This window comes from Paenibacillus sp. CMM36, from assembly GCF_053570945.1.
The window spans coordinates 1-19,328 of record NZ_JBSEDY010000023.1 but is presented as its reverse complement, the minus strand read 5'-3'; the positions used below and the strand labels follow the sequence as shown (position 1 = coordinate 19,328).

The window sequence follows — 19,328 nt, the reverse complement described above, 5'->3', positions numbered from 1 at the left end:
ACGTGTGGGCCAAAAGGTAAATCCCGTCGGACTCCGAATCGGTATTATCCGTGATTGGGAATCCAAATGGTATGCAGGCAAAGATTTCGGTGATCTTTTGCTGGAAGACGTTAGAATTCGTGAACATCTGAAAAAAAGATTGAAAGACTCCGCTGTATCCCGTGTTGAAATCGAGAGAGCAGCTAACCGTGTCAATGTAACGATTCACACTGCGAAACCAGGTATGGTTATCGGTAAGGGTGGTTCCGAAGTTGAAAATCTGCGTAATGAAATTACTAAAATCGCAGGCGGTAAAAAGGTGCACATCAATATTTCTGAAATTAAAAATCCTGAACTGGACGCAATCTTGGTTGCTGAAAGCATTGCACAACAATTGGAACGTCGTGTTTCTTTCCGTCGTGCTTTGAAACAAGCGATTCAAAGAACTATGCGTTCCGGAGCAAAAGGAATTAAAACTCAAGTAGGCGGACGTCTTGGCGGTGCCGAAATCGCTCGTTCCGAAGGGTACAGCGAAGGAACTGTTCCACTGCATACGCTTCGTGCCGACATTGACTATGGTACAGCGGAAGCTCATACTACTTACGGCCGTCTTGGCGTAAAAGTATGGATCTATCGTGGAGAGGTTCTTCCTCCAGCTAAGAAACAAGCTCCTCAGGAAGGAGGCAACTAATCATGTTGGTACCAAAACGCGTAAAACATCGTAAACAACAACGTGGTCATATGAAGGGTCGTGCAAAAGGCGGTACTACACTGAACTTTGGTGAGTACGGTTTGCAAGCTACTGAACCTGCATGGATTACTAACCGTCAAATCGAAGCTGCTCGTATTGCGATGACTCGTTACATCAAACGTGGTGGTAAGGTTTGGATTAAAATTTTCCCTGATAAACCAATTACTCAGAAGCCTCTTGAGGTTCGTATGGGTAGTGGTAAAGGTAACGTAGAAAAATGGGTTGCAGTAGTGAAACCAGGCAAGATTATGTTTGAACTTGCTGGTGTTCCGGAAGAGATTGCTCGTGAAGCAATGCGTCTTGCCGCTCACAAACTGCCAATCAAAACTAAGTTTGTGAAACGTGAAGAATTGGGTGGTGAAGCAAATGAAGGCTAGTGAATTCCGCAACCTAACCACTGCTGAAATCGAACAAAAGATCTCCGGTTTTAAAGAAGAACTTTTTAACCTTCGTTTTCAACTCGCTACCGGTCAGCTTGATAACCCGACTCGGATCGGCGCTGTGCGTAAGGAAATTGCTCGTGCTAAAACTGTGATCCGTGAAAGAGAACTTGGGATTAGCTAAGATATCAGACCGGGTGGAAAATCCGCCTGTAATTAGGAAGGAGGCCAACAATGAGCGAACGTAATGCCCGTAAAGTATTAGTCGGTAAAGTAGTCAGCGACAAAATGGATAAAACGATTGTGATTGCTGTAGAAACTTACAAAAAACATGATCTCTACCATAAACGCATTAAAGTAACTAAGAAATTCAAAGCTCATGATGAAAACAACACTGCACAAATCGGTGATACTGTTAAAATCATGGAAACTCGCCCTCTGTCCAAAGACAAAAACTGGAGACTGGTCGAAATCGTTGAAAAAGCTGTTATAATCTAATGTAGTGTAGTTTTTCCGAAAGGAGGATAAATAAATGATTCAACCATTTACACGTTTGACTGTAGCTGACAATTCCGGCGCGAAGGAACTGATGTGTATCCGTGTGCTCGGTGGTACGGGACGTCGTACAGCTCAAATTGGTGACCTGATCGTTTGTTCCGTAAAACAAGCAACACCAGGCGGCGTTGTCAAAAAGGGTGATGTAGTAAGAGCGGTTGTTGTTCGTACTAAACGTTCTATCCGCCGTAAAGACGGTTCCTACATCGGATTTGACGAGAACGCAGCAGTGGTCGTTAAAGAAGACAAGAGCCCACGTGGTACTCGTATTTTCGGACCAGTTGCTCGCGAACTTCGTGACAAGGACTTCATGAAAATCGTTTCCTTGGCTCCGGAAGTGATCTAAACTCACCTTAAAATGTGCCCGTAGGAGGTGTACGAAATGCCAAAAGTGAAAAAAGTTCTGGAATCCCATAACAACAAGCTGCACGTCAAAAAAGACGACACTGTTCTGGTGATTACAGGTAAAGATAAAGGTAAAAAAGGTCGCGTTATCGCTGCCTACCCTCGTCAAAACCGTGTGCTTGTGGAAGGTGTTAACATGATTAAAAAACACCAAAAGCCTAATCAGCTGAATCCACAAGGCGGCATCATCGAGAAAGAAGCTCCGATTCACGTTTCCAACGTTATGCACATTGATCCGAAGAGCGGAAAAGTAACCCGTGTTGGTTACAAAGTTTTGGACAACGGAAAAAAAGTGCGCATTGCAAAACGTTCTGGCGAAGTGATCGACTAATTATTTTTTAAAGAAAGGAGGTATATGATTCATGGCTACAACAAGAATGAAAGAACGTTTCTTGAAAGAAATCACTCCTGCCTTGATGCAGAAGTTCAACTATACAACAGTGATGCAAGTGCCTAAAATCGAGAAAGTTGTAATCAACATGGGTGTTGGCGACGCAGTCCAAAACTCCAAAGTGCTTGATTCAGCTCTCAACGACATGCAGCTGATCGCTGGTCAAAAGCCAGTAATCACTCGCGCGAAAAAATCTATCGCAGGTTTTAAATTGCGTGAAAACATGCCAATCGGTGTAAAGGTAACACTTCGTGGCGAGCGTATGTATTATTTCTTGGACAAATTGTTCAACATTACTCTTCCTCGCGTACGTGACTTCCATGGTGTATCAACAAAAGCTTTCGACGGACGTGGTAACTACACGCTTGGTCTGAAAGAACAGTTGATCTTCCCGGAAATCGAGTATGATCAAGTTGATAAAGTTCGTGGTATGGACATCGTTATCGTAACGACTGCCAAAACTGACGAAGAGTCCCGTGAGCTTCTGACTCAGCTGGGCATGCCTTTCGCAAAATAATGTTGGCATAACGTTTCGGGCGTCTGATTTTAAAGACACCCTGTTCTCCGAAACTATTTAGGAGGTGTCAGGCTAAGTGGCAAAAACTTCGATGAAAGTCAAACAACAACGCGCACCAAAGTTTAAAGTTCGTGCTTACACTCGTTGCGAGCGTTGTGGTCGTCCACATTCGGTACTGCAAAAGTTTAAGATCTGCAGAATTTGCTTCCGTGAATTAGCTTATAAAGGCCAGATTCCTGGCGTGAAAAAAGCAAGCTGGTAAAAAGTCCTGTTTGGGAAGGAGGTTTATACACAATGACTATGTCTGATCCAATTGCAGATATGCTTACTCGTATTCGTAACGCGAACACAGTTCGTCACGAAACAGTAGAAATGCCTGCATCTACAATGAAAAAACAAATCGCCGACATCCTGAAACGTGAAGGATTCATTCGTGATGCGGAATTTGTTGAAGATAGCAAACAAGGGATCATCCGTATTTTCTTGAAATACGGTGCGAACAACGAGCGTGTTATCACAGGTTTGAAAAGAATCAGTAAACCAGGTCTTCGCGTTTACACGAAGAGCAATGAGATTCCACGCGTACTGGGTGGACTCGGGATCGCAATCATTTCAACATCCAAAGGTATCATGACCGACAAAGAAGCACGTCAGTCTAAAGCCGGCGGAGAAGTTGTTTGCTACGTTTGGTAAGATAACGTTTAAAAGATAGGAGGTGCAACAGATATGTCCCGTATTGGTCGTAAACCAATCACAGTACCAAGTGGTGTTGACGTGACTTTGAACAACACAGCGATCACAGTTAAAGGTCCTAAAGGAACATTGACTCGTGAGCTTCATAAAGACATGTCCGTTACTGTGGAAAACAATGAAATTAATGTAGTTCGTCCTTCGGACAACAAACTTCACCGCTCTTTGCATGGAACAACCCGCAGCGTTGTCAGCAACATGGTAAGTGGTGTAACTGAAGGATTTTCAAAATCTCTGGAGCTGGTTGGGGTCGGATATCGTGCAAGCAAATCCGGAGATAAAATCGTTCTGAACGTTGGATATTCTCATCCGGTTGAAATCACACCGGAAGCGGGCATCGAATTCGAAGTTCCTTCGAACACTAAAATCATCGTTCGCGGAATTGATAAAGAGCGTGTAGGTGCCTACGCTGCTAAAATTCGTTCCGTTCGTGAACCTGAACCGTACAAAGGTAAAGGGATTAAATACGAAGGCGAGCGCATCATCCGTAAAGAAGGTAAAGCCGGTAAGAAGAAATAAGTTTCTTACCGACTTTGTGCGGTCTTTCTGCTGGAAAGACTTCGTACTTCTTTTTTACCCAGTGCGTCTTAGTATAAAGATTTAAAAGGCAAACTGAAGGGAGTGAAAACTTGAGATGATTACAAAACAAGATAAAAATAAAGCACGTGTCAGAAGACATCTGCGTGTACGTAAGAAAATCGAAGGTACGGCTGTACGTCCTCGTTTGAACGTATTCCGCTCTTCCAAGCATATCTACGCACAACTGATTGATGATGTAGCTGGTGTAACATTGGTATCTGCATCCACTATGGATAAAGAACTGAGCAGTGAAATCAAAAACGGCGGTAGTGTAGAAGCAGCTCGTAAGGTTGGCGAACTCGTTGCTAAACGTGCGAAAGAAAAAGGTCATGCTAACATCGTATTTGACCGTGGTGGATACTTGTATCATGGACGGATTCAAGCTTTGGCTGATGCAGCTCGCGAAGCAGGCCTTGAATTCTAAGACATTTCTCAAAAGGAGGTTAACGACTTGCGTGTAGATCCGAATACTTTGGAACTGACTGAAAGAGTAGTAAATATTAATCGTGTAGCTAAAGTTGTCAAAGGCGGACGCCGTTTCAGCTTCAGCGCTCTGGTAGTAGTGGGCGACGGCAACGGCTGGGTAGGCGCTGGAATCGGTAAAGCTGGCGAAGTACCTGATGCAATTCGCAAAGGTATTGAAGATGCTAAGAAAAACCTGGTTCACGTTCCACTCGTAGGAACAACAATTCCTCACCTTGTTACAGGTAAGTTCGGTGCTGGCCGGGTTCTGTTGAAACCGGCATCGGAAGGTACTGGAGTTATCGCTGGCGGTCCGGTTCGTGCTGTACTGGAACTTGCTGGTGTAGGTGATATCTTGACAAAATCTTTGGGTTCTTCGAATTCCATGAATATGGTCAATGCGACTTTGGAAGGTTTGTCCCGTTTGAAACGCGCTGAAGAAGTTGCAAAATTGCGCGGCAAATCCATCGAAGAGCTGCTGGGCTAAGGAGGGAATATCATGGCGAAATTAGAAATTACCCTCGTTCGTTCGTTGATCGGCCGTCCTGGTAATCAGAGAACGACTGTTAAAACGCTCGGCTTGCGTAAAATCAACCATAAAGTAGTTCAACCCGACAATGCAGCTATTCGCGGGATGATTAATCAAGTTAGCCATTTGGTTTCTGTTAAAGAAATTGAGGCTTAAGAAATAAAGTATTTTAACAATAATCAAGGAGGTGCAACGAACGATGAAGTTACATGAGCTTTCCCCAGCTCCAGGCTCCCGCAAAGAACGTAAACGTTTGGGTCGTGGTCCTAGTAGTGGTACGGGTAAAACTTCTGGTCGTGGTCATAAAGGTCAAAACGCTCGTTCCGGCGGTGGTGTACGTCCGGGCTTCGAGGGTGGTCAAAACCCACTGTATCGTCGCTTGCCTAAACGCGGTTTCGTAAATCCTACTCGTAAAGAGTATGCGGTTTTGAATATCGAAGATTTGAACAGTTTTGCAGCGGGTACAGAAGTAAGCCCTGAGTTTTTGCTGAACAATGGCATTGTGAAAAACGCCAAATCCGGAATTAAAATTCTGGGTAACGGTGAAATCACTGTGAAATTGACAGTTAAAGCGAACAAGTTCTCTCAATCTGCGGTAGAGAAAATTGAAGCTGCCGGCGGTAAAACCGAGGTGATCTAATGTTCAAGACCCTGAAAAATATATGGCGGGTTGAGGATCTTAGAACCCGAATCCTGTTCACCCTGTTTATACTCTTTGTATATCGTATTGGCTCCTTCGTGCCGGTTCCCGGCGTGAACAAGCAAGTCTTTACTTCTCAGGATCAAGCAGGAAGCGAGTTGTTTGGACTCCTTAACACCTTCTCAGGGGGCGCATTGTATCAGTTTTCGATCTTCGCCCTCGGGATTATGCCATATATTACAGCGTCCATCATTGTACAGTTGCTGTCAATGGACGTGATTCCGAAACTTGCGGAATGGGCTAAACAAGGAGAGCATGGTAAAAAGAAGTTGGCTCAAATTACGCGTTATGGTACGGTAATACTTGGCCTGATTCAAGCATTCGGAACGTCGATTGGCTTTAATCGACTGTACGGTGCAGCGATGATTCCAGGAGCCACTTTTGCAGATTATCTGGTCATTGCCATTGTGCTTACAGCAGGAACTACGTTCCTTATGTGGCTCGGTGAGCAAATTACCGAAAAGGGAATCGGCAATGGTATCTCTATTGTTATCTTCGCAGGGATTGCGGCGGGTATTCCAAGACATATTCGGACGGTTGTAGAATCTCAGTTTATTCAGGCGGATCAGCTGTTTATGAATATTCTGAAGGCAATTATAATTGCTCTGGTGATTGTTCTGATTATTGTTGGTGTTATCTACATCCAGCAAGGTATTCGGAAAATCCCGGTACAATACGCGAAACGTGTAGTTGGCAACAAAATGTACGGTGGCCAGAATACGCATATTCCGATGAAAATTAATGCGGCAGGCGTTATTCCGGTAATCTTTGCGGTATCATTGCTGCAATTCCCGACAATTATTGCGAGTTTCTGGGCAGATCATGTTTGGGCTAAGTGGGTTACCACTTACTTGTATTATGACAAGCCGCTGGGCATGGTTTTGTATGTCGTAATGATTATCGGTTTCACATTCTTCTATACCTTTGTACAGATGAATCCGCAGCAAATGGCCGACAATATGAAGAAAAACGGCGGTTATATTCCGGGAATTCGTCCGGGTAAAGCCACGGAGAAATACTTGACACGAGTAATGTCACGTTTGACAATGACAGGAGCTTTGTTTCTGGCAGTCATATCCGTTTTGCCGGTATTCTTCGGTTCGCTTTCGGGCTTGCCTCGTTCCGTGCAAATTGGCGGTACTTCATTGCTCATCATCATTGGTGTAGCATTGGATACAATGAAGCAAATCGAAAGCCAACTGATCAAACGCCATTACAAAGGCTTCATCAACAAATAGGCAATAGGTACCGGCTTAGGATGTTCGCATGCTTACCGGCACCTTTTGTGCTGTTTCTTGTGTAGGGGTCGTCTTGAGGAGTGACAGATTGTGAATATTTTGATCATGGGCCCTCCGGGGGCTGGTAAAGGTACACAAGCAGATGTCATTGTGAAGGAATTCGGCATTCCTCATATCTCGACAGGTGATGCTTTTCGCCTAGCGATGAAACAGGGAACACCTATTGGCATTAAAGCTAAAGAATATATCGACAAGGGTGAACTTGTTCCGGATGACGTAACAATCGGCATCGTTGAAGAACGGCTGCAACAGCCAGATTGCAAGAAAGGGTTCTTGCTGGACGGTTTTCCAAGAACTTTGGCTCAGGCTGAAGCCTTGGATCAAATTTTGGGTCGTTTGAATACGAAGCTAGATGACGTTATTAACTTGAAAGTGGATAGTGACAACTTGTTGGCACGAATCACAGGACGGCGGGTTTGTAAAACCTGCGGAACTAGCTATCATATTGTCTTTAATCCTCCTAAGGTTGAAGGCATTTGCGACAAAGACGGTGGGGAACTCTATCAGCGTCCTGACGATAATGAAGATAGCGTAAGAACACGACTTGACGAATATAGTAATAAAACAGCACCACTCCTCACGTTTTATGAGAACCAGAATCTTCTGCGTCATATCGACGGAGAACAGGATATTGATGTGGTTTCCCAAAATATCGTGTCCTTGTTGCGGGGTTAGCTGTAATGATCATTTGCAAGTCGGGGGCGGAATCAAGCTTTATGAGGAAAGCTGAGAGAATAGTTACGGAAACGGATCATTTCTTGGCAGGACACATCGAGCCCGGTATTACGACCGGTGAACTTGATCATTTAGCTGATCGGTATATTCGCAGTCAGGGAGCTGTGCCGTCTTTTAAAGGTTATAACGGTTTTCCTGCTAGCATTTGCGCTTCAGTCAACGAACAACTGGTGCACGGATTTCCCGGCAAACGCAAGTTAAACAAAGGCGATATCATCGCGAAAACTCGCCAGTTTACAATGTCGCATGCCATTCGGCAATATATTGAGAATCCAAACCGTGGTATTCCTGAGCAGGGGCCGAGGCTGAAAACCGGCATTGTGCTGGCTATTGAATCTATGATTCAAATAGGTTCTCACCATGTAGGGACGCTGGAAGACAACTGGACGGTCGTTACGATGAACGTAACCTCATGTGCTCATAACGAGCAAGCGGTGACGTGCGAAACGGGCGGCATGGACATTTTCACGAAACTGAGTGCGTAGGTGATTGGAATGATTCAGCAAGGAAACCTGCAAATCGGTCAGCTGGTGAAGATTCTGAAAGGCAGAGGTGCCGGACAGATTGCGGTTGTCGTTTCAGTAGCAGATAGCAGGTTTGTATATATTGCGGATGGGGATAAACGAAAGTTTGATCAAGCGAAGAAGAAAAATGTTCTTCATTTGGTGCCTCAGCCAAAGATTAGTAGCGAGATTGTAAACAGTTTAAACGAAAGCGGTCGGGTGACGAATGGAAAGCTGCGCCATGCAGTGAAAACTTTCCTGGATTCGTCCGAATACCAAGCTGAAGAGAAAGGAGACTGACTTTGGCCAAAGAAGATGTCATTGAGGTTGAAGGTACGGTAATCGAGCCACTGCCGAACGCTACGTTCAAGGTAGAGCTGGAGAACGGTCATCAAATTCTTGCTCATGTTTCCGGAAAGCTGCGGATGCACTTTATCCGTATTTTGACAGGCGACAAGGTGGTTGTACAGTTATCGCCTTACGATTTAACCAAAGGCCGTATAACGTACCGCAAGTAATTCATGCAGGTTTTTATTAAACGTATATCATTTAAAAAAACTTGTTTTGCTCGGCAAAACGATGTGAATGTTCACGAAGCGAGTTTTACCAGGGTAAAGCTTGGAGGAGGTAATCAACATGAAGGTAAGACCTTCTGTAAAACCTATTTGCGAAAAATGCAAAGTCATTCGCCGCAAAGGGAATGTAATGGTTATTTGCGAAAATCCGAAACACAAACAAAAACAAGGTTAATAGAAGGGGGTGTAGCGTAAAATGGCTCGTATAGCTGGTGTGGATTTGCCACGTGACAAACGCGTTGAGATCGCCTTGACTTACATTTTCGGAATCGGTAAAACGACTTCTCAGAAAATCTTGAAGGAAACAGGCATCAGTGCAAACACGCGTGTTCGTGATTTGACTGAAGATGAAGTGAGCAAATTACGTGAAACGATCGACAAAGAAGTTAAAGTAGAAGGCGATCTGCGTCGTGAAATTTCCTTGAATATTAAACGTCTGACTGAGATTGGCTGCTACCGTGGTGTTCGTCACCGTCGTGGGTTGCCTGTTCGCGGACAACGTACTAAAACTAATGCTCGTACGCGTAAAGGTCCTCGTCGGACTGTAGCGAACAAAAAGAAATAAGAAGGGAGGATAACATTCAATGGCTAAACCGAAAAAAGTTGTACGTACAAAACGCCGTGACCGTAAAAATATCGAGACTGGCGTGGCACACATCCGTTCCACGTTCAACAACACGATCGTTACGATCACAGATCCACACGGTAACGCAATCTCTTGGGCCAGCTCAGGCGGCATGGGATTCCGTGGTTCCCGTAAATCTACTCCATTCGCAGCGCAAATGGCCGCAGAAACTGCTGCTAAAGCTGCTATGGAACACGGCATGAAAACTGTCGAAGTCATGGTTAAAGGACCTGGTGCAGGTCGCGAAGCAGCAATCCGCTCTTTGCAAGCTGCTGGTTTGGAAGTTAACCTGATCAAAGACGTAACTCCGGTACCTCATAACGGATGCCGTCCTCCAAAACGTCGTCGCGTCTAATGAGATTTCTCCTCTGCGTGTAGTATAGATCCGGCACAAACTGCCAAGAATGGATGTTTAGGTATACTGCATGATAGACTATGGATAAGGTGAATGTTTCATATAGGAGCGACGTTTTGAAGGAGGGATATTGCAGTGATAGAAATCGAAAAGCCGAAAATTGAGACGGTTGACGTCAATGATGATGGCACCTATGGAAAATTCGTAGTAGAACCGCTGGAACGCGGATACGGTACGACGCTTGGAAACTCGCTTCGCCGTATTCTGTTATCCTCGTTACCGGGGGCAGCAGTCACATCGGTTCAAATCGATGGGGTTCTGCACGAGTTTGCAACGGTTCCCGGTGTGAAGGAAGACGTAACGGAGATCATTCTGAACTTGAAAGCTTTATCGCTTAAAATCCACTCGGATGAAGAGAAAGTACTCGAAATCGATGCGGAAGGCGAAGGAGTTGTAACGGCAGGAGATATCCGTGCGGATAGTGATGTGGAAATTCTTAATCCGGATCTTCACATTGCTACGCTCGGACCGGGTTCGAGACTTCACATGCGTATTTTTGCCAATCGCGGTCGCGGTTACGTTAAGCAGGATCGGAACAAACGTGATGACCAGCCGATCGGCGTCATTCCCGTCGACTCCATCTACACTCCGATTGCACGCGTGAACTACGGCGTAGAAAATACGCGTGTCGGCCAGGTTACGAATTATGACAAGCTGACACTTGAGGTTTGGACTGACGGAAGTATTCGTCCCGAGGAAGCAGTGAGCCTTGGAGCCAAAATTTTGACCGAGCATGTGATGTTGTTCGTGGGTCTCACGGACGAGGCTAAAGATGCTGAAATTATGGTTGAAAAAGAAGAAGACAAGAAAGAAAAAGTTCTTGAAATGACGATCGAAGAGCTGGATCTCTCCGTCCGTTCCTATAACTGCCTTAAGCGCGCTGGTATCAATACGGTACAAGAACTCACGACTAAATCTGAAGAAGATATGATGAAGGTCCGTAACTTGGGTCGCAAATCTTTGGAAGAAGTACAAGAGAAGCTTGAGGAACTTGGTTTAGGACTTCGTACGGAAGAATAGTACAGCGACGTTTTTGTGAAGGAGGGGAAATTACATGGCATACCAAAAATTGGGCCGTAACTCCAGTGCCCGTAAAGCTTTGTTTCGTGATTTGGTAACCGATCTGTTCTTGTATGAGCGTATCCAAACTACTGAGGCTAAAGCAAAAGAAGTTCGTTCTATTGCTGAAAAACTGATCACCAAAGCGAAAAAAGGAGATCTGCACGCACGTCGTCAAGTGGCTGCGTTCGTTCGCCGTGAAACTTTGGATGGTGAGCAGGATGCAATCCAAAAGCTGTTTAGCGAATTGGCTACACGTTACACTGAGCGTCCAGGTGGATACACTCGTATCTTGAAATTGGGACCTCGTCGTGGCGACGCCGCTCCAATGGTATATCTGGAATTGGTTGACCGCGCGTAAACAGGCGAAGATGAGGGAAGGGTGGACAGAATCGGCTTGATTCTGAACAACCCTTTTTTTCTCTTGGAGGAGTCCTTGAGGGACTTCTCCTTTGTTATGTTCGGTTATTCCTTGTAAGGCCAGAGACTACCCCTATAAAGGTGTGAGAAGCATGCGGAACTTGTGCATGAAGGTGAACTATGACGGAACCCACTATGATGGCTTTCAGACGCAGCCTAACGGTAACACCATTCAGGACTGCCTTGAACATGCTATCTACTCATTGACGGGCGAGCGTCTTAAAATTACAGGCTCAGGCCGTACAGATGCAGGTGTACATGCATACGGGCAGGTATTCAATTTTCACACTGAATCGCCGATTCCAATACAGCGCTGGTGTCTGGCACTTAATGCCTGGTTGCCTCGTGATATCATCGTTACGGATGCGAGAGAGGTGCCAATGTCCTTTCATGCACGCCGCATGGCGAAGCGGAAGACATATCGGTACAGTATTAATGCGAACCGGTTTCCGGACATCTTTCACCGTCGTACACAGGCCCATCATCCAACGAGTTTGGATGTAAGAGCGATGGAGGAAGGGTTGGCTCATTTAGTTGGCACCTTTGATTATACTTCGTTCGCATCTCGACGTTCCCAAAAGACGAATCATGTTCGCACTATTTACGAAGCCTATATGACAGTAGACCATTCCTTTTCACGTCCGGGCTCGGATGATCAGGGAATTATCCATACTTATATTACAGGTAGCGGATTTTTGCAGCACATGGTTCGGATTATTATGGGGACTTTGCTGGAAGTGGGAGAAGGCAAAAAATCGTCGGATGATATTCCTTCCATTTTGGAGGCGAAAAATCGTTCAAAGGCTGGACCTACGGCCGTCGGACACGCTTTAACTCTCTGGAATGTAGAGTACGACAAAAACATCAAAAAACATTGATTTTACTCTTGCGGAATTGATGGTTATCCTGTAATATAAAAGTTGTGTTTTCTTAATGGCTTTCCCACAGCCCCAATTAAGATAATCACTTTAAAGTAACATCTAATCCATCAATAATGCAGCAACTTAACGAACGAAGATAAATGATGATTTCTGTTAACGAACTTAAGGAGGATACTTTTCATGCGTACTACGTATATGGCGAAGCCAAATGAAGTTGAGCGCAACTGGCACATCATTGATGCCGAAGGCAAAACGCTCGGTCGTCTGGCAAGCGAAGCGGCTGCGTTGATTCGCGGCAAACACAAGCCACAATTTACACCACATGTGGACACAGGTGATTTTGTTGTTGTAATCAATGCGGAAAAAATCGTATTGACCGGTAAAAAAATGGAGAACAAGAAATACTACCGTCACTCCCTGCATCCGGGTGGTCTGAAAGTAACGGTTGCACAAGAAATGGTTAAGAACAAGCCTGAGCGTATGTTGGAATTGGCTGTTCACGGTATGCTTCCTAAAACTCGTCAAGGCGAGAAAATGAAGCTGAGACTTAAAGCTTACAGAGGCACTGAGCATCCACATGCAGCACAAAAACCTGAAGTTTACGAACTTCGCGGATAATTAAAAGGGAGGACAGTTTCATGGCACAAGTACAATACTATGGGACAGGTCGTCGTAAACATTCGGTAGCTCGTGTTCGTCTCGTACCGGGTGAAGGACGCATTGTCATCAATAAGCGTGATATTAATGAATATTTCGGTTTGGAAACTCTCAAACTGATCGTAAAACAACCACTGAACCTGACAGAAACAGTTGGTAGCTATGACGTACTCGTTATCGCTCATGGTGGTGGTATCTCTGGTCAAGCCGGCGCAATTCGCCACGGTATTTCCCGTGCTTTGTTGAAAGCAGATCCGGAATTCCGTCCAGCTTTGAAAAAAGCAGGCTTCTTGACTCGTGACCCACGTATGAAAGAACGTAAAAAATACGGTCTCAAAGCTGCTCGTCGTGCACCACAGTTCTCGAAACGTTAATATTTCGAATACAGAAGAACCTTTTCCTTATGGAAAGGGTTCTTTTTTTAATTTCCTAATCATTACCCACATGTGGATAAGTAGACCTAGTTTAAAGCTATGAGTTTCGGCATGTTTCAGCGAATACATAAATAACCGCATGCAAATGCACGGAAAACGAGAAGTTATCCACGAAGGAATTGAAGATGATATTGTTATACACAAATACAGTTTGCTATTTCAACGTAGTTTATTCTGTAATGTTTATAACCTGTGACTAAATATATTGTCCGGCAATTTAGTTTAGCCTGGTCTTAATATTCTCTGCTAAGTGCTGTTTCGCGAGGGTACTTTGCTTTCACCTGTTTATGTAAAGTTCTCGTTGATATGTTCTGGGAGCACTGTCTATGCCTCTTGTAGAGCTGTTTTGGGCGCAGCAGGGATACAGCAAGGAATACCTCTTTTTATTTGTGTGTACTGAGCAGAAGGACGATCCTTAACCTAACTGTCGGCTGCCTAGGCTGCTGCAATTGCAACGGCGATGAACTTGTTGCTGGTAATAGAAATAGTCTACACAGCAATCGCCACAAACTATAAACAGGAGCACTATGCATTGTCCGACTGTTTACCCTCATAAAATCGCTCCTCATTGATGACAGCTTTAAAAAGACTTCCAGAGCGATAAGAGCCTTGTTTGTGTCCAGTGGATCAATTGTTCGGTAATTGCCTCTACAAGCGCTATAGGATTGGATAGAGGCATAATAAGAATTCACCGCGGAGTCATTTCTTTTATAATTTCCACAATGAAGGTATCGCTGACGCCAGAGCTCCTGAATAGTATAGTGTTTTCATCTGGCTAAAAATTCGGGTAAATGCTATTTCGCTTTTACCCTCTTCTGAACTTATCCACATACGGACTTCATCTTTTGAATGCAGAATAAGAATTCTGAAGCTAAAGGTATTTTCAAATCCCTCAGTTGGCGTCCTTCGATAATCTTAGATTCAGAAACGATGCTTGTTATCTTCTATAGATAGTTTTGCATGATCAAGTAACCCAAAGCTGTTCAGTATTACCGATGGCTGCCTCGCACTGGGCACAGGATTAGGATACGCTGCTCCTAGTTGACTCTAAAGCATTTTACTCAGAAAATCCGCAAGCAGACGTTAAGTACAAAAAAACATTTTGGCTATCAAATCATTCAACCAAGTGATTTTACGTAGCATGATAGGTTGTCAAAAAAATGCTTATCCGTACGTTCGGTTTGCTCTTCCAAAGTCACCATAGGGAATATTCCTTCAAGGACCAAACTACTTCCATATGTTGTTGTATAAGAAAGGCCTTTTTTTAAAAGCGTACTGTTAGTACATCTTTGTCTTCGACAGGGTGGAGAACAAGCCATCTTTCTTGACGGAAAAAATCCCTAATTCAAGCATACTTTCAGCTACAATAGTTACCTTTAGTAACCAAAGAGCCTATGGACCATTCTCAAATGTTTGGTATAAGAATATTTTATATAAAGTCAATGAACTTGGTTGGATACGCAAGAAAGCATTAAAGAATGCTGACAGAACAACATTCCTACAAGTTTGGGTGGATAAATGCTTGCATCAGGACATTTTGCCTTGGATTGACAATGATTAAGAAAGTTTTATACTGTATTTAATCTTATTAGTTTAGTCGGTATTGGAGTGACACTATTTATGAATCTTCATATGGAGGCGCATTGATAATGAATTTATTGGAGAAAGAAGCGTTGATTAGAGTCAAGGCAATTGAACTGGAAGATGCTACGCCAGAGGAAATTATCCAGTATGCTGTTCTTACATTTCCCAATCTTACCTTTGCTTGTAGCTTCGGAGCAGAAGATGTAGTACTAGTAGACATGCTTCAAAAAATTAGCCCTTCCACCGACATTTTTTACTTGGACACCGACTTTCATTTTCAAGAAACTTACGATACGCGAGATCAGATGAAGGCCAGGTACAACTTGGATTTTGTTAGAGTCTCTCCCTTAATTACTCCCGAAGAGCAAGCGGCTAAACATGGAGAGGAACTGTGGAAAACAGATCCTAACACATGTTGTGGTATACGCAAAGTTGAGCCGCTGACACGCATTTTGTCACAATACGATGCATGGATTACCGGTATTCGCCGCGATCAGGCCCCTACTCGTGCGAATTCAAAAAAGATAGAGTATGATGAAAAGTTTGGACTCGTTAAATTTAACCCCTTGGCAAGCTGGACATCCGAGGATGTATGGAACTATATCCGCACTCATGAAGTGCTGTATAATCCATTGCATGACCGCAATTATCCAAGTATCGGTTGTGAGCAATGTACCCGTGAGGTCCTACCAGGTGAAGATCCTCGTGCAGGTCGCTGGTCTGGCAATGAGAAAACGGAGTGCGGGCTCCATCAATAAAATGATATTCAGGTAGCTATGAGTCATATTTATGAAGAAGAAGGGAAGTGCATTATGACTGCAATTCTTCCGCATGGCGGAACACTTGTTGATAAAATCATTACAGGACCGAAGCAAAAAGCACTTTTGCAGGCCGCAGAGGAATTGTTTCCTATCCGTGTAAACTCATGGACCATTTCTGATCTGGATTTGATTGGAGTGGGGGCTTTCTCTCCTTTGACGGGGTTTATGAATGAATCTGACTATAGGTCAGTGGTAACAGATATGCGTCTTGCCGATGGTACAGTCTGGAGTATTCCCATTACTCTTGCAGTTGCAGAAAGTATAGCCAGTGAATTGAAATTAGGTCAGCAGGTGGCTTTAGTGGGGGAAACAGACGGTACCATTTATGCTGTACTTAATATTGAAAGTATTTATCAGGTAGATCAGGCTGAGGAAGCCAGAAGAGTATTCAAGACGGATGACCCGGCTCATCCTGGCGTAAACAAACTGTTAGATCGACCTGCTACGTATGTTGGTGGATCTGTGCAAGTGCTGAATCGGCCGGAGGCCACACAATTTAGTGAGTTTTACTATACACCATCACAGACACGCGACTATTTTGCAGAAAAAGGCTGGAAAACAGTGGTCGGTTTTCAAACACGAAATCCGGTACACCGAGCACATGAGTACATCCAAAAAAGCGCGATGGAGATTGTGGATGCATTGTTTCTAAACCCACTCGTTGGTGAAACCAAGTCAGATGACGTTCCGGCAGATGTGCGTATGAAGAGCTATCTGGTGCTGCTGGACAATTATTATCCGGCTGATCGGACTTTTCTGGGGGTATTTCCTGCTGCCATGCGATACGCGGGCCCTAGAGAGGCCATTTTTCATGCTATTGTGCGAAAGAACTATGGCTGCACCCATTTTATTGTTGGAAGGGATCATGCTGGTGTAGGAGACTATTATGGTACCTACGAGGCACAGGAAATTTTCAGGCACTTTACACCTGAAGAGCTGGGGATTACTCCATTGTTCTTTGAACACAGCTTTTATTGCACCCGATGTGGAAACATGGCTTCAAGTAAAACATGCCCACATCCCAAGGAGCAACATTTAACGCTCTCGGGCACCAAGGTACGGGAATTGTTGCGCTCTGGGGTTTGCCCGCCACCTGAATTTACACGACCGGAGGTTGCTCAAGTGCTGATTGAAGGTATGAAAGAATTTGTTCATGCCTGAGTTGTACTATCTACACGCCTCGTCCCATATAGATTATTAGTATCTGTATAGGACGGAGGCGTTTTGTTATGCAAAAAAATAATCGTAAAAACGAGGTTACACTGTGGATTCGCTATCGGACGTTGCAAAAAATGCTGTTGGGCTGTTGTCTCGCCGTTCTATTTATTACGCTGGCATTGTATGAGATACCTGCTTCGAGAGCTTGGACCCATTGGAGTTTACCCCTTACAGGTAAAGTAATTGCCATAGATGCTGGACACGGAGGGCCTGATGGAGGGGCGGTTAGCAAAGAAGGGATTATTGAAAAGGATATTAATCTGGCAATCGCTTTTTATTTGCGGGATTATTTACAGCAAGCAGGTGCTGTTGTTGTCATGACACGTGAGGATGACCGTGACCTGGCGCAGCAAGAAACGAAAGGTTATTCCAAAAGAAAAACGGAGGATTTGAAGCAGCGTGTGCGTATAATTGAGGAGCAGAAAGCAGACCTCTTTCTAAGTATTCATATGAACAGTATCCCGTCGAGCCGTTGGAGTGGAGCCCAGACCTTTTACGTACCTAACCATGCAGATAACGAGAATTTGGCGTCTTTAATTCAGGAAGAGATCAAACGTAACTTGGAAAATACGGACAGAGTGGCTAAGACCGTGAACACAGTTTATTTATTGAAAGCTCTCAAAATGCCATCAGCCCTTGTTGAAGTCGGATTTTTGTCCCATCCAGAGGAGGCCAGACGACTAAGTGACGTGAACTATCAAAGACAGGTGGCGGCGTCCATATATAAGGGGATTTTGCGTTACTGTGCCGGGGAAAAGGGGATCTCACCAGCACCTGAGGCCAGATAGTGGTATACTGTAAGTGTTTACCACTCCGTAAATTCATCAAAGCAGAGGTGCTGATAAATCATGCAATCAAGAGAGCAAGTTATAGAGTTACTTCAACAAGTGCGGGAGCCTTATACAGGACGCCGTCTAGTCGATCTCCATTTTATTCGGGATGTGGTTGTTAAAGAGGATCGTGTATCCTTGACCGCTATTAGTCTTAATAACCAGGAAGAGACGCTTGCAGAACTGGAGCGGGAAATCCGGCAGACTTTAGAAGAGGCGGGATTAAGCCACGTCCATATTCGTATTCGTGAGGCATCTGAGCATGAAAAGTCCGCAATTCAAGCTGGGGAGAATACCGAGGACGCCGCTGACCCGGTTTTGACCAAAGGACATGCTGTCGGTATGGAAGAACATGAGCTGCTTAACCCAGCATCTGGCGTCCGGTTTATTGCTATTGCAAGCGGAAAAGGTGGTGTCGGAAAATCGACAGTAGCTGTAAATTTGGCTGCTGCTTTAGCTAGACAGGGGAAGCGTGTGGGTTTAATTGATGCGGATATCTATGGATTCAGTGTGCCGGATATGATTGGAGTAGAGGATGTGCCTTCGGTCGAAGAGGGTATCATTCAGCCAGTGGAGCGATTTGGTATCAAAATCATGTCAATGGGCTTCTTTGTCAGAGAGAATAACCCGGTGATCTGGAGAGGTCCCATGCTAGGGAGAATGCTCAGACAGTTTTTTAGTGATGTCGAATGGGGAAAGCTGGACTATATGATTCTCGATTTACCACCAGGCACTGGCGATGTAGCGCTTGACGTACATCAAATGATTCCGCAGAGTGAAGAAATCATTGTTACTACTCCACATGCGACGGCGGCTTTTGTAGCTGCACGTGCAGGCGCAATGGCGCTTCAAACGGATCATAAGGTCATCGGTGTTGTGGAGAACATGTCTTATTATGTGTCCTCCACTGGAGAAAAGGACTATGTTTTTGGGCGAGGAGGAGGGGCTATGCTGGCAGACACTCTTCATACAAAACTTCTTGCTCAAATTCCGCTGGGTATTCCAGATAATCATCCGTCAGAAGCCGACTTTTCTCCATCAGTATATAAATCCGAGTCGGCGACAGGAGCCATTTACAATGATATTGCTGCTCAAATTATGATCTTGCATACGAAATCTAAATAAAGAAAAAAGGCTGGTTTTTAAACCAGCCTATTTTATGTTAATTTTGTTTAAGACGACACCGCGTTAATGTTGTATAATATAGGTAACTATTGTAGAACGGATGGTGTTGATATGCTACGCTCCAACCGCGAAAAACAACAATCCTACGAA

Annotated in this window: 31 protein-coding genes; all 31 read left to right on the top strand. The window is 44.5% G+C overall.

Annotation, left to right across the window (positions count from 1 at the left end):
• Positions 1-4: 4 nt before the first annotated feature.
• The 31 genes from rpsC to ACWA2B_RS25745 all read left to right on the top strand — a co-directional run bounded on the left by rpsC (position 5) and on the right by ACWA2B_RS25745 (position 19,178).
• Complete coding sequence (gene rpsC / locus ACWA2B_RS25895; protein ID WP_013312156.1) at positions 5-670, top strand: 30S ribosomal protein S3; 666 nt, start codon at positions 5-7, stop codon at positions 668-670.
• A gap of 2 nt (positions 671-672) precedes the next feature.
• Positions 673-1,107, top strand: a complete 435-nt coding sequence (rplP, locus tag ACWA2B_RS25890) for a 50S ribosomal protein L16 (RefSeq protein ID WP_007432576.1) — start codon at positions 673-675, stop codon at positions 1,105-1,107.
• Positions 1,097-1,294: a 50S ribosomal protein L29 gene (gene rpmC / locus ACWA2B_RS25885; RefSeq protein ID WP_007432575.1), complete on the top strand. Its 198-nt coding sequence runs from the start codon at positions 1,097-1,099 to the stop codon at positions 1,292-1,294. The genes rplP and rpmC overlap by 11 nt, the downstream gene beginning before the upstream one ends.
• A gap of 50 nt (positions 1,295-1,344) precedes the next feature.
• The gene (gene rpsQ / locus ACWA2B_RS25880; protein ID WP_007432574.1) at positions 1,345-1,608 is read left to right on the top strand and encodes a 30S ribosomal protein S17; all 264 of its coding nucleotides are present in this window, start codon (positions 1,345-1,347) and stop codon (positions 1,606-1,608) included.
• Positions 1,609-1,642: 34 nt separating this feature from the next.
• The gene (gene rplN / locus ACWA2B_RS25875) at positions 1,643-2,011 is read left to right on the top strand and encodes a 50S ribosomal protein L14 (RefSeq protein ID WP_007432573.1); all 369 of its coding nucleotides are present in this window, start codon (positions 1,643-1,645) and stop codon (positions 2,009-2,011) included.
• 36 nt (positions 2,012-2,047) lie between these two features.
• Positions 2,048-2,401, top strand: a complete 354-nt coding sequence (gene rplX / locus ACWA2B_RS25870; RefSeq protein ID WP_013312155.1) for a 50S ribosomal protein L24 — start codon at positions 2,048-2,050, stop codon at positions 2,399-2,401.
• A 31-nt stretch (positions 2,402-2,432) separates the two neighbouring features.
• Positions 2,433-2,978, top strand: a complete 546-nt coding sequence (gene rplE / locus ACWA2B_RS25865) for a 50S ribosomal protein L5 (protein WP_007432571.1) — start codon at positions 2,433-2,435, stop codon at positions 2,976-2,978.
• Between the two features lie 76 nt (positions 2,979-3,054).
• Positions 3,055-3,240 (top strand): type Z 30S ribosomal protein S14, encoded by a 186-nt coding sequence (locus tag ACWA2B_RS25860; protein WP_010348808.1) that lies wholly within the window; start codon positions 3,055-3,057, stop codon positions 3,238-3,240.
• Between the two features lie 32 nt (positions 3,241-3,272).
• Entirely contained in the window at positions 3,273-3,671 is a 399-nt protein-coding gene (gene rpsH, locus ACWA2B_RS25855) for a 30S ribosomal protein S8 (protein ID WP_007432570.1), read from the top strand.
• Between the two features lie 33 nt (positions 3,672-3,704).
• A complete protein-coding gene (gene rplF, locus ACWA2B_RS25850) occupies positions 3,705-4,247 on the top strand; it encodes a 50S ribosomal protein L6 (protein WP_029514488.1) in 543 nt (180 codons plus the stop codon).
• Between the two features lie 115 nt (positions 4,248-4,362).
• Positions 4,363-4,731 (top strand): 50S ribosomal protein L18, encoded by a 369-nt coding sequence (rplR, locus tag ACWA2B_RS25845; protein WP_007432568.1) that lies wholly within the window; start codon positions 4,363-4,365, stop codon positions 4,729-4,731.
• Between the two features lie 27 nt (positions 4,732-4,758).
• The gene (gene rpsE, locus ACWA2B_RS25840) at positions 4,759-5,256 is read left to right on the top strand and encodes a 30S ribosomal protein S5 (RefSeq protein WP_013312151.1); all 498 of its coding nucleotides are present in this window, start codon (positions 4,759-4,761) and stop codon (positions 5,254-5,256) included.
• Between the two features lie 12 nt (positions 5,257-5,268).
• Entirely contained in the window at positions 5,269-5,454 is a 186-nt protein-coding gene (gene rpmD, locus ACWA2B_RS25835) for a 50S ribosomal protein L30 (protein ID WP_013312150.1), read from the top strand.
• Between the two features lie 43 nt (positions 5,455-5,497).
• Positions 5,498-5,938, top strand: a complete 441-nt coding sequence (gene rplO / locus ACWA2B_RS25830) for a 50S ribosomal protein L15 (RefSeq protein ID WP_013312149.1) — start codon at positions 5,498-5,500, stop codon at positions 5,936-5,938.
• Positions 5,938-7,236 (top strand): preprotein translocase subunit SecY, encoded by a 1,299-nt coding sequence (secY, locus tag ACWA2B_RS25825; protein ID WP_013312148.1) that lies wholly within the window; start codon positions 5,938-5,940, stop codon positions 7,234-7,236. Before rplO ends, secY begins: the two co-directional genes overlap by 1 nt.
• A gap of 90 nt (positions 7,237-7,326) precedes the next feature.
• Positions 7,327-7,971: an adenylate kinase gene (locus tag ACWA2B_RS25820; RefSeq protein ID WP_029514486.1), complete on the top strand. Its 645-nt coding sequence runs from the start codon at positions 7,327-7,329 to the stop codon at positions 7,969-7,971.
• A gap of 5 nt (positions 7,972-7,976) precedes the next feature.
• On the top strand, positions 7,977-8,516 hold the full coding sequence (locus ACWA2B_RS25815) for a M24 family metallopeptidase (RefSeq protein ID WP_069011496.1): 540 nt from the start codon (positions 7,977-7,979) through the stop codon (positions 8,514-8,516).
• 9 nt (positions 8,517-8,525) lie between these two features.
• Complete coding sequence (locus ACWA2B_RS25810; RefSeq protein ID WP_013312145.1) at positions 8,526-8,834, top strand: KOW domain-containing RNA-binding protein; 309 nt, start codon at positions 8,526-8,528, stop codon at positions 8,832-8,834.
• A 2-nt stretch (positions 8,835-8,836) separates the two neighbouring features.
• Complete coding sequence (gene infA, locus ACWA2B_RS25805) at positions 8,837-9,052, top strand: translation initiation factor IF-1 (protein WP_006212898.1); 216 nt, start codon at positions 8,837-8,839, stop codon at positions 9,050-9,052.
• A 118-nt stretch (positions 9,053-9,170) separates the two neighbouring features.
• Positions 9,171-9,284 carry a 50S ribosomal protein L36 gene (rpmJ, locus tag ACWA2B_RS25800; protein ID WP_003333770.1) on the top strand — a complete coding sequence of 38 codons (114 nt, stop codon included), beginning with the start codon at positions 9,171-9,173 and terminating at the stop codon, positions 9,282-9,284.
• Positions 9,285-9,305: 21 nt separating this feature from the next.
• On the top strand, positions 9,306-9,674 hold the full coding sequence (gene rpsM / locus ACWA2B_RS25795) for a 30S ribosomal protein S13 (protein WP_007432560.1): 369 nt from the start codon (positions 9,306-9,308) through the stop codon (positions 9,672-9,674).
• 19 nt (positions 9,675-9,693) lie between these two features.
• Positions 9,694-10,089 carry a 30S ribosomal protein S11 gene (gene rpsK, locus ACWA2B_RS25790; RefSeq protein ID WP_013312144.1) on the top strand — a complete coding sequence of 132 codons (396 nt, stop codon included), beginning with the start codon at positions 9,694-9,696 and terminating at the stop codon, positions 10,087-10,089.
• A 135-nt stretch (positions 10,090-10,224) separates the two neighbouring features.
• Positions 10,225-11,169, top strand: coding sequence for a DNA-directed RNA polymerase subunit alpha (locus ACWA2B_RS25785; protein ID WP_007432558.1), 945 nt, complete (start codon positions 10,225-10,227; stop codon positions 11,167-11,169).
• 34 nt (positions 11,170-11,203) lie between these two features.
• Positions 11,204-11,569, top strand: a complete 366-nt coding sequence (rplQ, locus tag ACWA2B_RS25780; RefSeq protein ID WP_013312143.1) for a 50S ribosomal protein L17 — start codon at positions 11,204-11,206, stop codon at positions 11,567-11,569.
• A 151-nt stretch (positions 11,570-11,720) separates the two neighbouring features.
• Entirely contained in the window at positions 11,721-12,506 is a 786-nt protein-coding gene (gene truA, locus ACWA2B_RS25775; protein WP_209950201.1) for a tRNA pseudouridine(38-40) synthase TruA, read from the top strand.
• A 183-nt stretch (positions 12,507-12,689) separates the two neighbouring features.
• The gene (gene rplM / locus ACWA2B_RS25770) at positions 12,690-13,127 is read left to right on the top strand and encodes a 50S ribosomal protein L13 (protein WP_013312141.1); all 438 of its coding nucleotides are present in this window, start codon (positions 12,690-12,692) and stop codon (positions 13,125-13,127) included.
• A gap of 20 nt (positions 13,128-13,147) precedes the next feature.
• A complete protein-coding gene (rpsI, locus tag ACWA2B_RS25765) occupies positions 13,148-13,540 on the top strand; it encodes a 30S ribosomal protein S9 (protein ID WP_013312140.1) in 393 nt (130 codons plus the stop codon).
• A 1,709-nt stretch (positions 13,541-15,249) separates the two neighbouring features.
• Positions 15,250-15,942 carry a phosphoadenylyl-sulfate reductase gene (locus tag ACWA2B_RS25760; protein WP_029514483.1) on the top strand — a complete coding sequence of 231 codons (693 nt, stop codon included), beginning with the start codon at positions 15,250-15,252 and terminating at the stop codon, positions 15,940-15,942.
• A gap of 54 nt (positions 15,943-15,996) precedes the next feature.
• Entirely contained in the window at positions 15,997-17,166 is a 1,170-nt protein-coding gene (gene sat / locus ACWA2B_RS25755) for a sulfate adenylyltransferase (protein ID WP_029514482.1), read from the top strand.
• Between the two features lie 68 nt (positions 17,167-17,234).
• Entirely contained in the window at positions 17,235-18,011 is a 777-nt protein-coding gene (gene cwlD / locus ACWA2B_RS25750) for an N-acetylmuramoyl-L-alanine amidase CwlD (RefSeq protein ID WP_029514481.1), read from the top strand.
• Between the two features lie 60 nt (positions 18,012-18,071).
• Positions 18,072-19,178 carry an Mrp/NBP35 family ATP-binding protein gene (locus ACWA2B_RS25745; RefSeq protein WP_318628397.1) on the top strand — a complete coding sequence of 369 codons (1,107 nt, stop codon included), beginning with the start codon at positions 18,072-18,074 and terminating at the stop codon, positions 19,176-19,178.
• The last annotated feature ends 150 nt before the right edge of the window (positions 19,179-19,328 follow it).

Excerpts from the sequence above, each read along its gene's own strand:
- rplP (WP_007432576.1), top strand. The coding sequence starts at position 673 with ATGTTGGTACCAAAACGCGTAAAACATCGTAAACAACAACGTGGTCAT.
- rpmC (WP_007432575.1), top strand. The coding sequence starts at position 1,097 with ATGAAGGCTAGTGAATTCCGCAACCTAACCACTGCTGAAATCGAACAA.
- rpsQ (WP_007432574.1), top strand. The coding sequence starts at position 1,345 with ATGAGCGAACGTAATGCCCGTAAAGTATTAGTCGGTAAAGTAGTCAGC.
- rplN (WP_007432573.1), top strand. The coding sequence starts at position 1,643 with ATGATTCAACCATTTACACGTTTGACTGTAGCTGACAATTCCGGCGCG.
- rplX (WP_013312155.1), top strand. The coding sequence starts at position 2,048 with ATGCCAAAAGTGAAAAAAGTTCTGGAATCCCATAACAACAAGCTGCAC.
- rplE (WP_007432571.1), top strand. The coding sequence starts at position 2,433 with ATGGCTACAACAAGAATGAAAGAACGTTTCTTGAAAGAAATCACTCCT.
- rpsH (WP_007432570.1), top strand. The coding sequence starts at position 3,273 with ATGACTATGTCTGATCCAATTGCAGATATGCTTACTCGTATTCGTAAC.
- rplF (WP_029514488.1), top strand. The coding sequence starts at position 3,705 with ATGTCCCGTATTGGTCGTAAACCAATCACAGTACCAAGTGGTGTTGAC.
- rplR (WP_007432568.1), top strand. The coding sequence starts at position 4,363 with ATGATTACAAAACAAGATAAAAATAAAGCACGTGTCAGAAGACATCTG.
- rpmD (WP_013312150.1), top strand. The coding sequence starts at position 5,269 with ATGGCGAAATTAGAAATTACCCTCGTTCGTTCGTTGATCGGCCGTCCT.
- rplO (WP_013312149.1), top strand. The coding sequence starts at position 5,498 with ATGAAGTTACATGAGCTTTCCCCAGCTCCAGGCTCCCGCAAAGAACGT.
- secY (WP_013312148.1), top strand. The coding sequence starts at position 5,938 with ATGTTCAAGACCCTGAAAAATATATGGCGGGTTGAGGATCTTAGAACC.
- ACWA2B_RS25815 (WP_069011496.1), top strand. The coding sequence starts at position 7,977 with ATGATCATTTGCAAGTCGGGGGCGGAATCAAGCTTTATGAGGAAAGCT.
- ACWA2B_RS25810 (WP_013312145.1), top strand. The coding sequence starts at position 8,526 with ATGATTCAGCAAGGAAACCTGCAAATCGGTCAGCTGGTGAAGATTCTG.
- rpmJ (WP_003333770.1), top strand. The coding sequence starts at position 9,171 with ATGAAGGTAAGACCTTCTGTAAAACCTATTTGCGAAAAATGCAAAGTC.
- rpsM (WP_007432560.1), top strand. The coding sequence starts at position 9,306 with ATGGCTCGTATAGCTGGTGTGGATTTGCCACGTGACAAACGCGTTGAG.
- rpsK (WP_013312144.1), top strand. The coding sequence starts at position 9,694 with ATGGCTAAACCGAAAAAAGTTGTACGTACAAAACGCCGTGACCGTAAA.
- rplQ (WP_013312143.1), top strand. The coding sequence starts at position 11,204 with ATGGCATACCAAAAATTGGGCCGTAACTCCAGTGCCCGTAAAGCTTTG.
- truA (WP_209950201.1), top strand. The coding sequence starts at position 11,721 with ATGCGGAACTTGTGCATGAAGGTGAACTATGACGGAACCCACTATGAT.
- rplM (WP_013312141.1), top strand. The coding sequence starts at position 12,690 with ATGCGTACTACGTATATGGCGAAGCCAAATGAAGTTGAGCGCAACTGG.
- rpsI (WP_013312140.1), top strand. The coding sequence starts at position 13,148 with ATGGCACAAGTACAATACTATGGGACAGGTCGTCGTAAACATTCGGTA.
- ACWA2B_RS25760 (WP_029514483.1), top strand. The coding sequence starts at position 15,250 with ATGAATTTATTGGAGAAAGAAGCGTTGATTAGAGTCAAGGCAATTGAA.
- sat (WP_029514482.1), top strand. The coding sequence starts at position 15,997 with ATGACTGCAATTCTTCCGCATGGCGGAACACTTGTTGATAAAATCATT.
- cwlD (WP_029514481.1), top strand. The coding sequence starts at position 17,235 with ATGCAAAAAAATAATCGTAAAAACGAGGTTACACTGTGGATTCGCTAT.
- ACWA2B_RS25745 (WP_318628397.1), top strand. The coding sequence starts at position 18,072 with ATGCAATCAAGAGAGCAAGTTATAGAGTTACTTCAACAAGTGCGGGAG.